Annotated in this window: 1 pseudogene; it reads left to right on the forward strand. The window is 59.0% G+C overall.

The annotated features are described in order from the left end of the window. Positions 1-90: 90 nt before the first annotated feature. A pseudogene (locus tag B3D39_RS18870) lies at positions 91-251 on the forward strand (dihydropyrimidinase); the annotation flags it as partial.

Raw genomic sequence — 251 nt, forward strand, 5'->3', positions numbered from 1 at the left:
GAGGGGGCGCTGCCCCCTCGGCGCTAAGCGCCTCACCCCCGGGATATTTGAACCAAATCGAAGGCGGAAGACCTTCGTGGGAGGTAAACAATGACCAAAGTCATCAAGAACGGAACCATCGTCACCGCCGATCTGACCTACAAGGCGGATGTGCTGATCGACAGCGGCAAGATCATCGAGATCGGTCCGAACCTGAAAGGCGATGAAGAGATCGACGCGACCGGCTGCTACGTGATGCCGGGCGGGATCGA

It is taken from the genome of Thioclava sp. UBA3469 (genome assembly GCF_002378135.1).
In the GTDB taxonomy this organism is placed as follows: domain Bacteria; phylum Pseudomonadota; class Alphaproteobacteria; order Rhodobacterales; family Rhodobacteraceae; genus Thioclava; species Thioclava sediminum.